Here is an 11,088-nt window from a genome sequence, read left to right as displayed (position 1 = left end):
CGCGATCTTCGAGAGAGCACCTCCTCATCGCGTATAGCTCGGAACTTAATGCCAACTATTCGCCCGGCAGCAAATCCGCTGCTTGCTTCAACCACTTCCGCACGGTGTCCACGTCCAAGACAATGCCGTGCTTGGCGAGGTCGTCGGCAATTTCCTGCGGCACGGCTGCGGCTCAGTTTTGGATCATGTTTGTAGCTATCGAGCGCCAACCCGATCACGATCTTGAGCAAGCTGTCGGCTCCTTGGCTCCGAGTGGTTGTTCCGCTGGCTGGCTTGCCTGCTGCACTTCCAGTTCTAGTATCCGGGTTGGTAGTGCCGCCTGGGCCTTATTCTTTACCCCAACGATCTCCTGCCAGACCTTTTCCTCGTGAGCGACATTCAGTTCGCTATATAACTTTTGCGCGGCGCGGCCCCAATCTAAGGCGTCGAACTTGTCTTGGAGCGGCTGTCATGCTGTTCGCGTCGAAGTCGGCGTGGACGCCGCCGAAGCCCGCTGCGCGACCTTGCGGACCCCGGCGGTGTGAAAGCGACGAGCCTTCGCCTGCAACAAAACCACTTCGTCACGACGCCGATATCAGGCTCCCCACCGCAGCGCCGCGGTATGCACCGGGGCATCCCACAATTTAGCGGCGTCGTTATCGAGTACAGATACGGTGATCGAGACGCCGGCCATGTCTAGCGATGTGACGTAGGAACCGGTCAGGAAACGCGTTGCCGCTATTCCTGCGCGATCCAAGATCCGCTTGGCGGCATTGACCATCAGATAGAGCTCGATCAAAGGCGTCGCGCCAAACCCATTGACGAGAAGCAGCACTTCGCTGCCTCTCCTGGGCCCAAGATCCTTCAGAATTGCCTCGACCAGCTCAGCGGCGATCGCATCCGCGGAAGCCAACGGCACCCTGCGACGGCCAGGTTCACCGTGAATGCCGACGCCCATCTCCATCTCATCGTCGGCCAAAACAAAATTTGGCCGTCCGGCCGCTGGCACTGTACATGGCAGCAGTGCGACCCCCATCGAGCGCGTACGCCGATTGACGTCGTCACCGAGCGTCTTGAGCGCGGCAAGGGGCATACCCGTTTCGGCCGCGGCGCCGATCATTTTTTCCACGATCAACGTTCCAGCGACACCGCGACGACCGGTCGTGTAGGTCGACTTTTCGACCGCCACGTCATCGTTCGTCACCACGCTTGCGACTTCTCGGCCAGCCATCTCGGCTGCCATGGTGAAATTCATCACGTCGCCTTCGTAGTTCTTGACGATGAACAGCACGCCTGCGCCGGTATCAACGGCCTCCGCGGCCTCGATCATCTGGTCAGGTGTCGGCGAGGTGAAGACCTGGCCGGGGCAAGCCGCGTCAAGCATGCCGAGGCCGACAAAGCCCGCGTGCAGCGGCTCATGTCCCGAACCGCCTCCCGAAATCAGCGCGACCTTGCCTGGCTTCAGAGTCCGACGACGCACAAATTTGCGCTCGGGGCCGAGCACAAGCAGATCCGCGTGCGCTGCGGCTAGACCGTCAAGGCTTTCTTCGAGCACCGTATCCGCGCTGTTGATCAGCTTTTTCATGAACGTTCTCCCAGTCCGGTCCAAAGTTCAACTCAATGGCTAACCGACGCTTTCTGCAAAGCGCGCGAGCTGCGCCGCGAAATCCACGATGAGCTGCTCGAGCGCACGATTCTTCTTGTCGTCACCAAGTTCAGGAACGGTCACCGTAATGACACGCGTGCGCGCTTCGCGGTGGGGTGCGCGCAGTCTTCCGGGGTGTGCGCGGCCATACGCATCGAGAAATGCCGCACGCTCGGCGCTGGACGGATGGCAGACGTCGAAGATGACCGTGACATGCTTCGCCGGGATCGGCACCAGGTAAGCCGGATTCGTGATTTGACTCACGAAAGAGCGATTCTTGCCCAGCGCCGCCGCAAGCTTCAGGCGCGTTCCCGAGGGCCGATTGTCGAGTACCTTTCGCAGGATTATCTTGTATTCTGCGACATTCTTGTCACCGGGCGTGTCCTTGCCGACATCGTCCTTCATGAACTCACCTTTGCGATTGCGGCCTTGAGCCGTGCGACGGCAATCGGCGACACCGAGAGAGTTGTCAATCCGGTGGCGAGCAGCGCCGCCGTCAGGTGAGTGTTGGCCGCGGCGTCGCCACAGAGCGAAACCTCAACGCCACGCTTTAGCCCGGCCTCGACGGTCGCGGCTATCAGAGCCAGCACAGCTGGATTGCTGGTATCATTGAGGTCAGCGACTGCGCCGATGTCGCGCGCCGCCGCCATCGTGTACTGGGTTAGATCGTTCGAACCGATGGAATAGAATGCAGCGCCAAAATCCGCTGCACAGAGCGCCGCCGCTGGAACCTCGACCATAATGCCGAGCGGCGGGCGAGCGCAGGCAACTCCTTTCGCTTGGAGGGCTGTGAACTCCGCGTCAAGCATTTCGTTCGCGCGGTCCAATTCCGACGGGACCGCTACCATGGGCAACATCACTTTCAGCGTGCCATGGACAGCCGCACGGCAGAGCGCGCGGAGCTGCATGCGAAACACCTCCGGCCGCGCGAGCGAGAGGCGGATACCGCGGAGACCGAGAAACGGATTGCTCTCACCTTCGACCGTCAAACCGGGAACCTGCTTGTCTCCGCCCGCATCCAAGGTCCGGATCGTCACCGGCTTATCTTGAGCCCAGACGAGAATGTCCCGATAGACCCTGTATTGCGTTTCCTCGTCCGGCAGGCCGTGAGCCGCCTCGAACAGGAATTCCGTGCGTACAAGGCCGATGCCGTCGCAAATTGCGGGATCAAGGTTTGCAAGGTCTTCAGGCCCGGCGACATTGAGCAGAACCGTTATCCGCCGACCATTGGCGACGAAGGCAGGCGCAAGGCTGGTCGCCTCGGCGACAGTTCGTTCGGCCTTCGCAGCCGCCATACGCAGCTCAAAGAGACGGATGGTCTCCGGCTCCGGATCGAAGATGACCCTTCCGGCGTCGCCGTCTACCAGCGCCAAGACCGGCGGCTGTCCGTGCCACGACAACGGACCTAATCCAACGACCATCGGCGCCCCGCGCGCGCGCGCCAACATCGCGACATGGGAGGAAGGTGAGCCACTGGCCAGCGCGATCGCGCCGCCTTGCGACCAGTCAGTCGCAAGAAAGGTCGAAGGCGTGATATCTTCAGCCGCAACAATCGAACCGCCCGCGATTCCGGCGACAGCCTCCACACCGCCCAGATGCGCAAGCACGCGATCGCGGATGTCAACGATATCAACGGCGCGGGCACGGAAATATTCATCTTCAGCCGCGCGATAGCCGGCGATCTCTAGGTCGAGTGCCCGGCGCCAGGCATGGTCGGCAGTGATCCCGATCGCGATAAGTTCATATGCCGTGTCTGTTAGTGAATCGTCCTCCAGCATGGCGGCCTGGAACTCCAGAATGTCTGCCGCCTCACTCTGAATCGTCTTGATCTGCTCGGCGAGTTCCGCCCTCGCCCCCTCAATCGCCGACCGCAGCGCTGCAGCCTCCTGCTCCGGATCCTCGCTCGCCATTCGCCCGGCCACGGCCGCAGTCAGCACGGCGACCGGCCCGAACGCGAGGCCCGGCGATGCGGCACGGCCGATAAGTTGGATCTCTGCCACTGCTGTTAAGCCTCACCAAAACCGTCATGCACAAGCGCAAGCACGGCAGCAAGCGCCACCTCTCCGTCCGGTCCGGTGACCCGGAAATGCAGCGTCGCCCCCTGCGGAGCTTTTACACGCATCACCTTCACCGGACTCTTGGCATCCGTCCAAGGCCCGTCTCCAGAGAGGGCGAGTTCGATCTTTGCGGCAAACCTCTTCGCACACTGCGTGAGCTTGACCGACGGCCGCGCATGAAGACCGACCTTGTTGACGAGAACCGCCGAGGCGGTCAGCGGCACCGACGTCTCACCTGCCCGGCTGGCGTGGGCATCATGCATAGAATTCCTCCGCGCTACGCTTGACGGCTGCGAGCGATGAGCCACCCGAGGATTCCGTCGCTGCAATCACCGCTCCTTCGACCACCGGAGCATTGCAGACGACGACGCGCGCCCTCCGATCTTCGGCTAACATTTCTACCGCCATCTCGGAATTTGTCTCCGCTCCACCGAGATCAACGAGCACAGCCACACCTGATGGGGACCACGCCGCCTCGATCGCCTCCAGGATTCCAGCAACATTCGTGCCGAGCCCTCCATCGACATCGCCGCCGGTCCAGGCGAGCGGCACCGCATTGCCCACCATCTGACGCACCATATCTGCCGCGCCTTCCGCAATCTTGGGCGAATGTGAAACGATGACAATTCCGACATTACCGCGATCTTGACTGTTCATAACCTTGCCTCGAACTCCAATACTTTGGCTGCAGCGCCGATCAACAGGGACACCGAGCGCGAACCGGGGTCCATGTGACCAATCGAACGTTCGCCGAGAAAAGAAGCCCTGCCGCGAATGGCGAGCATCGGCGTCGTGCGATCGGCCGCCTGCGCTGCCTCCATCGCAATCGCCCGCGCATCGCCACCCGCGGCCAATACCGCTTGCACCGGCACCAGCACGTCGAGCAGGGTCTTCTGTCCTGCTTCTGAGCGTCCGCGTGCCTTCACGGCGTTAATCGCCATATCCGCGGCCGCGACAAATTCTGCACGTGTCGGCTGCTCCGGAAGCGCCTTGCCCAGCTCCATGAAGAAGGTCCCGACCAGTGGCCCAGAGGCCCCGCCGACCTTCATGACCAGCGTCATTCCGATCGACTTCAGCATTTCCGGCAGTGCTTTGTCCGCAAGGCCAGGCAATGTCGCGAGCACGGCTTCGAAGCCGCGCTTCATGTTCAACCCATGATCGCCGTCACCGATCGCTTGATCGAGGCCGGTCAGCTCGTCGGCGTGCTGGATCACCGCTTCCGCAAGCGCTCGCACCAGCTCTTCCCTGGAGGCCCGATCGAGACTCATGCTGCGACCCTCCTGCCGGCCGCGTCGAAGAACAGCGGCTTGTTGAGGCGAAGTGACACCACGTCGCCGACATCTAACGTGGTCTCAGACTCCGCCAACGTCACAACGGGTTGGCCACCGAGATCCAGGTGCAAATGACTCTGGTCGCCGAGATGCTCGACCCGCGTAACGGTTGCCGACACGTCTCCGCCATTGCGCGTGATAGCCAGGTGCTCGGTACGCGCCCCGATGGTCTTGGCGCTCGACGGAGCCCCCGCAAACAGACCGGCCGGCAGCAGGTTGATCATCGGCTGGCCGAGCCGGGCAGCGACATAGCTGTTTACCGGGTTCTCGTAAATCTCGCGCGGCGTTCCGATCTGCATCAATCGCCCGGCCTCCATCACGCCGATGCGCGACGCCATGGTCATAGCCTCGGTTTGATCGTGGGTGACGTAGAGGATCGTCGCGCCGAGATCGATCTGGATGCGCTTAAGCTCCAGGCGCATTTCACCGCGCAGCTTGGCATCGAGCGAAGAAAGCGGCTCGTCCATCAGGTAGATCGAGGGCGAGCGCACCAGAGCGCGGCCAATCGCAACGCGCTGCATCTGCCCGCCCGACAACTGGGTCGCCTTGCTGTGGAGCTTGGCTTCGATATGAAGAAGACGCGCAACCTGTCCGACCTTTGCGCGAATTTCGGCCTCCGGCAGCCGGCGAGTCGGCGCGCGTAGCGCAAAGGCCATGTTCTCGAACACGGTCAGATGCGGGTACAACGAATATTGCTGGAATACGAAGGCGACGTCGCGATCCGCCGGCGCATCACTGGTCACATCGCGTCCGTCGATGCGGACCGAACCGCTGTCGGGCGCCTCTAATCCGGCGACGAGACGCAGCGTCGTCGTCTTGCCGGCCCCGGTCGGCCCCAGCAACGCAACGAATTCGCCGTCTCCAATGGTGAGAGACAGATCGACGACGGCTTGCGTCTTGCCAAACGCCTTGGAGACCGCCCCGATCTCGACTTCAGCCATGCTCGCCTCCCTCGTACAATGCGGTGCGTATTGCCCGTCCCGACCCCTGGTCGAAGAGCGATAACGTATCGGGCCGAAAATCGAGCCCGACATTCACCCCAATCTGAAAGGGCATGCTGGCGGGCGAGCGTGCCTTGAGAGCGCCGTAAGACGTCGTCACCGTCACGATCTGCGTCGTGCCAAGATATTCCGACCCATAGATCTCGCCCCGCACCACGCCGCTATCGGAAAAACGCACATGCTCGGGTCTGACGCCCAGGACAAGGTCGCTCTCCACCAACGCCTCGCGTGCGGTGGGTATCGCAACTTCGCGATCCCCGAGCCGGATCGCCTGCGCCCCGGCTTGCAGGCTGCCGCGAAACGGCAGGAAATTCATCGCCGGAGAACCGATGAAGTCGGCGACGAAGAGCGAAACAGGCCGGTCATAAATGTCGCGCGGACTCGCAATCTGCTCGACCACGCCGTTGTTCATCACCGCAATCAGGTCCGCCATTGCCATGGCTTCCAGTTGATCATGCGTGACGTAAACCGTCGTCGCGCCAAGCCGGTCATGCAGCGCGCGCAATTCCTGGATCATCGCCTCGCGCATTTCGGTATCGAGCGCTCCGAGCGGCTCGTCCATCAGGAAGCACTTCGGCTTGCGGACGATCGCCCGCCCAAGCGCGACGCGCTGACGGTCGCCGCCGGTGAGGGTCGAAACCGACCGATCAAGGAGATGGGAGATACGCAGGATCCGAGCGGCCTCCACCACGCGCCGGTCGCACTCCGCAGCTCCAATCCCCTCGCATTTGAGCGGAAACCCGATATTGCGCCGGACATTCATATGCGGATAGAGCGCAAATAGCTGAAAGACGAAGGCGATATCTCGCGCGGAGGCACGGTTCATCGTCACGTCCTCACCGTCGACGCTGATCGTTCCGGATGTCGGCAATTCCAGCCCTGCAATCATCCGCAGCGTTGTCGTCTTGCCGCACCCGGAAGGCCCAAGAAGACAAAGGAACTGTCCGTCATCCACCGTAAAGCTCGCGCCCTTGACTGCGTGAAACTCTCCAAAGGATTTGTTGAGCGCTTCGACCCTGATCTGTGCCATCGAGCGCTACTCCCGGACCTTCGAGACGATCGTGAACGTCACCGTCCCAAAGAGAGTGACCACGAAAGACCAGGAATAAAGCGTTAGAGAAAACGGCTGCATCAGCATGACCACGCCTGCGGCAATGATCGTCGTCGCGACCGCTTCCAGCGGACCGCGCCGCAACATTCTGCTCGTCAGGCTGACGTGCGGCGTTGACATGTTCACATCAAGGTTCATTTGCGGACGGCCCCAAAGGTAATGCCGCGCAGAAGATGCTTGCGGAGCAGCACCGTGAACACGACGATCGGCACAAGGAAGATCGTCGTACCGGCGGCTACTGCGGGCCAATCCTGACCGCCCTCGCCGATGATGATCGGAATGAAAGGGGGCGCGGTCTGGGCGTTGCCAGAGGTCAGGAGGACCGCAAAGGCGTATTCGTTCCAGGCAAAAATCAGGCAGAAGATTGCCGTTGCGGCAATCCCGGTCGTTGCCTGCGGGAGAACCACCTTCACGAAAGCCTGGAAGCGCGTATAGCCATCGATCATTGCTGCTTCTTCGTATTCGCGCGGGATTTCGTCGATGAAGCCCTTGAGAAGCCAGACGGCGAGCGAGACGTTCACCGAGGTGTAGAGCAGGATCATCCCGAGACGGGTATCCGATAACCCGACGGTCCGGTACATCAGGTAGATCGGGATCGCGACCGCGATTGGCGGCATCATTCTGGTCGAAAGAATGAAGAACAGGAGGTCGTCCTTGAGAGGCACGCGGAAGCGCGAAAAGCCGTAAGCCGAGAGCGTACCGAGCGCGACGGCAAGCACCGTCGAGCCAAAGGCGATGATCAGCGAGTTGATGAAGCGCGGCACATAGTTCGACGGCCCGGCGACAACCATGTTGCGGCTGCGCGCGATGTTGTCACAAAGCCCCTGCGGTGGCCCCAGCGTCTGGATAAACTCCTGGGTCTGGCGCGAGCGCGTTGTGAAGACGTTGCAATAGCCTTCAAGGGAGGGCTTGAAGAAGACCTTCGGCGGATAGGAGATCGCATCGTCAGGTGACTTGAACGAGGTGAGCACGATCCATATCAGCGGAACCATCGTTATGATGGCATAGAGTATGACGAGCAGGCCGGCAAAGCGGCGAGTGCCGGTCGACGGCTCGACGACTGAGTGGGCTGCGTTTGACGCGCTCATCGGCTTTTCACCCGGTTCAGCGCCTTGACGTAGATGTTGGCAAGGCCAAACACTGTCACGAACAGAATGATCGCGAAGGCCGAGGAATAGCCGGTTCGCCAGCTCTCAAAGGCTGCGCGCTTCAGTGTGATCGAAGCGACCTCCGTGGTCGAACCCGGCCCTCCTCCGGTCAGGAGATTGACCATGTCGAACATCTTGAAATTCTCGATCCCGCGAAAGAGCACCGCGAGCATGATGAACGGCAGAGCCATCGGCAGCGTGATCGACCAGAACTGCCGCCAATTCGACGCGCGGTCGACCTCCGCTGCCTCATAAATGTAATCCGGGATGGACCGCAGCCCCGCCAGGCAAATCAGCATCACGTAAGGCGTCCACATCCAGGCGTCGACGATGACGATGGCCCACGGACTGAGGGTCACGTCTCCCAGCATCTGGAACGACGAAGCGCCGCGCCCCGTGAAGAAGGCGACCACGTAGTTGAACAGCCCGATCTGCGGCTGATAGAGGAAGGTCCAGAAATTGCCGACAACCGCGGGTGAGAGCATCATCGGCAATAGAATGATCGTGGTCCACAGGCCATGGCCACGGAATTTCTTGTCGATCAGGAATGCAAGGCCGAATCCGAGCACAGTCTCGATCAGCACGGTCCAAACCACGAAATGCGCCGTGACCTGCATCGCCGCCCAGATATCCGGATCGGTCAGGATCGACTGGTACCAATCGGTCCCCAGCCATAGCGTCGGCGCGTTCGGCCGATTGGCGCGGTAGTTGGTAAAGGACAGGTAGATCGTCCATACCAGCGGGAAGATATTGATCGCCAGCAGCAGCACGATCGTCGGTGTGATGAAGAGCCATGCGAGCGCCTGGTCCGAAAGGCCGCGGATACGACGTATCACGCCTGGTCGGATCGGGACGGCCCGGTAGGTGATCTGCGACGAGGTACTTAAATCGTTCATGGCCTTGGTCAATCCTGGCGTCGCGATTGCCGTCTATGCGACGCCTGCGGGTTCTACCGAAGAGAGCCTGGAGCGCGCTCGGCGTGCGCTCCAGGCGTTTGCCCTAGAACTTCTTGCCTTCTTCTTTGAAGATCGCCTTCCAGTCCTTTACCAGGCCATCGAGCGCTTCCTGCGCGGTGCCCTTGTCCGCCACCACGTAGTCATGCACGCGCTTCTGTTCGGCTTGCAGGAGTTGCGCATAGGAAGGCTCGGCCCAGAAGTCGACGACCATTCCCATCGACTTCAAGAACTCGCCGGCAAACGGCGCGCTGTTCGGGAAGCCCGGATCGTTCAACACTGACTTGGCGCAGGAATAGCCGCCCAGCGCCCACCACTTCTTCTGCACATCTCCACCGGAGAACCATTTGATATATTGCAGCGCCTCGGCCTGGTTCTTGGAATAAGAAACGACCGAGATGCCCTGCCCGCCGAGCTGCGTTGCCTGGGTCGCGGCGCCGGCGGGATTGCTGAAGAAGCCGATCTTGTCCCCACCGACGTTCGGATCCTTGTAGAGGCCCGGGAAGAAGGCGAAGAAGTTCATCTGCAGCGCGACTTGCCCCGACTTGAACGCATCAAGGCCTTCGGACATGTAGGAGTTGGATGCGCCGGGCGGCGTGCAGCACTTGTAGAGCTCCTTGTAGGCCTCGAGCCCCTTCACGGCGCCTGGCGAGTTGACGAACCCGTCCATTGAATACGGCTTCTTCGGATCCTGATATTGGAAGCCGTAATCATAGAGGTAGTTCGACACGCCCATGGTGATGCCTTCCGAGCCCCGCTCGGTATAGATCGAAGCGCCATAGACCTTCTTGCCGTCGATCTCGCGGCCCTGGAAGAATTTTGCGATGTCGCGCAGTTCATCGAGCGTCTTCGGCACGGCGAGATCGCGGCCGTATTTGGCCTTGAAATCCGCCTGAATCTCAGGCCGCGCAAACCAGTCCTTGCGATAGGTCCAGCCCACCGCGTCACCCATGGCGGGCAGCGCCCAATAGTTCGGGCTGTTCTTCGGCCACTCGGAATAGCCGACCACTGTCGCCGGCATGTAGTCGTCCATGCTGATTCCTTCCTTCTTGAAGAAATCGTTGAGCTTGACGTACTGACCGTTCTCGGCGGCGCCCCCGATCCATTGCGAATCCCCGATGATGAGATCGCACAGCGAGCCATGCGAATTGAGCTCGTTCAGGAAGCGGTCGGCATAGTTGGTCCACGGCACGAACTCGAACTTCATGCCGACGCCGGTCTTGGCGGTGAAGTCCTTCGACAATTCGACCAGGGCGTTGGCTGGATCCCACGCGGCCCAGCACAGCGTAATGGTCTTGGCCTGCGCATGCGCAGGAGTAGTCCCCACTCCGACACCGAGCGCGGATGCGAGAACTCCGCAAGTAGTAAGAAGCGCATTCACTGTCTGTTTCATAACGCTTTCCCTCACAGTGGGGCCGGCCATCGACATGGCGCGACTCTCCAACCCGCTCGAATGCTTCGAGCAGAGCGATACAGTCCTTCACGGGCTGAACGACTAAACGGACGTTTCCTCGCGCCTGCCCGGATTCTTAGGGATTCAGCCAGGCTCGATTTGTTTAGTAAACCACGAGATACTAAACATTGCAAGCAGGCTCTTCCTGGACGCCGTTATCTGACCGTGCGCCAGAAGCTGTCGAGCGGGGTAGCCCGTAGGAAAACATTACGGCGACTGCTGTGTGTACCGAAACCTCACACCTCGCGCCGGAACAGTCGCATGTCCGCGCGCATCAGATCTGGATGGGTGATCACGCTTGCGATGCACGAGCCGCGAGCTATGGCGCAGATGATCTCCCTCACCTCGCGGTTGAATTCGCCGAGGGTGAACGTGCGCGTAACGTCAGCTTTGGCCTCGAAACCCGGCAC

At 60.9% G+C, this 11,088-nt stretch carries 13 protein-coding genes; all 13 read right to left on the bottom strand.

Annotated elements, in window-relative coordinates; translation table 11 throughout:
- Positions 1-574: 574 nt before the first annotated feature.
- The 13 genes from dhaK to E4K65_RS46890 all read right to left on the bottom strand — a co-directional run bounded on the left by dhaK (position 575) and on the right by E4K65_RS46890 (position 11,088).
- Positions 575-1,564, bottom strand: a complete 990-nt coding sequence (dhaK, locus tag E4K65_RS03335) for a dihydroxyacetone kinase subunit DhaK (protein ID WP_135172888.1) — start codon at positions 1,562-1,564, stop codon at positions 575-577.
- 39 nt (positions 1,565-1,603) lie between these two features.
- Positions 1,604-2,029 (bottom strand): hypothetical protein, encoded by a 426-nt coding sequence (locus E4K65_RS03330; RefSeq protein ID WP_027548764.1) that lies wholly within the window; start codon positions 2,027-2,029, stop codon positions 1,604-1,606.
- Entirely contained in the window at positions 2,026-3,624 is a 1,599-nt protein-coding gene (ptsP, locus tag E4K65_RS03325; protein ID WP_135172887.1) for a phosphoenolpyruvate--protein phosphotransferase, read from the bottom strand. Before ptsP ends, E4K65_RS03330 begins: the two co-directional genes overlap by 4 nt.
- 5 nt (positions 3,625-3,629) lie before the next feature.
- A complete protein-coding gene (locus E4K65_RS03320; protein WP_027548766.1) occupies positions 3,630-3,944 on the bottom strand; it encodes an HPr family phosphocarrier protein in 315 nt (104 codons plus the stop codon).
- Positions 3,937-4,338 (bottom strand): dihydroxyacetone kinase phosphoryl donor subunit DhaM, encoded by a 402-nt coding sequence (gene dhaM / locus E4K65_RS03315; protein WP_027548767.1) that lies wholly within the window; start codon positions 4,336-4,338, stop codon positions 3,937-3,939. The genes E4K65_RS03320 and dhaM overlap by 8 nt, the downstream gene beginning before the upstream one ends.
- Positions 4,335-4,949, bottom strand: coding sequence for a dihydroxyacetone kinase subunit DhaL (dhaL, locus tag E4K65_RS03310; protein ID WP_135172886.1), 615 nt, complete (start codon positions 4,947-4,949; stop codon positions 4,335-4,337). The genes dhaM and dhaL overlap by 4 nt, the downstream gene beginning before the upstream one ends.
- Entirely contained in the window at positions 4,946-5,953 is a 1,008-nt protein-coding gene (locus tag E4K65_RS03305; RefSeq protein WP_135172885.1) for an ABC transporter ATP-binding protein, read from the bottom strand. The genes dhaL and E4K65_RS03305 overlap by 4 nt, the downstream gene beginning before the upstream one ends.
- The gene (locus E4K65_RS03300) at positions 5,946-7,043 is read right to left on the bottom strand and encodes an ABC transporter ATP-binding protein (protein ID WP_135172884.1); all 1,098 of its coding nucleotides are present in this window, start codon (positions 7,041-7,043) and stop codon (positions 5,946-5,948) included. The genes E4K65_RS03305 and E4K65_RS03300 overlap by 8 nt, the downstream gene beginning before the upstream one ends.
- Positions 7,044-7,049: 6 nt before the next feature.
- Entirely contained in the window at positions 7,050-7,262 is a 213-nt protein-coding gene (locus E4K65_RS03295) for a hypothetical protein (protein ID WP_135172883.1), read from the bottom strand.
- The gene (locus E4K65_RS03290; protein WP_027548772.1) at positions 7,259-8,212 is read right to left on the bottom strand and encodes a carbohydrate ABC transporter permease; all 954 of its coding nucleotides are present in this window, start codon (positions 8,210-8,212) and stop codon (positions 7,259-7,261) included. Before E4K65_RS03290 ends, E4K65_RS03295 begins: the two co-directional genes overlap by 4 nt.
- Positions 8,209-9,168, bottom strand: a complete 960-nt coding sequence (locus tag E4K65_RS03285; protein WP_014492573.1) for a carbohydrate ABC transporter permease — start codon at positions 9,166-9,168, stop codon at positions 8,209-8,211. Before E4K65_RS03285 ends, E4K65_RS03290 begins: the two co-directional genes overlap by 4 nt.
- A 103-nt stretch (positions 9,169-9,271) precedes the next feature.
- Positions 9,272-10,618 carry an ABC transporter substrate-binding protein gene (locus E4K65_RS03280; protein ID WP_135172882.1) on the bottom strand — a complete coding sequence of 449 codons (1,347 nt, stop codon included), beginning with the start codon at positions 10,616-10,618 and terminating at the stop codon, positions 9,272-9,274.
- A gap of 296 nt (positions 10,619-10,914) precedes the next feature.
- Entirely contained in the window at positions 10,915-11,088 is a 174-nt protein-coding gene (locus tag E4K65_RS46890) for a hypothetical protein (RefSeq protein ID WP_167770402.1), read from the bottom strand.

Source organism: Bradyrhizobium niftali, assembly GCF_004571025.1.
GTDB lineage: Bacteria > Pseudomonadota > Alphaproteobacteria > Rhizobiales > Xanthobacteraceae > Bradyrhizobium > Bradyrhizobium niftali.
Note: the sequence above shows the minus strand (reverse complement) of the source record. Positions and strands in the feature narration are given on the sequence as shown.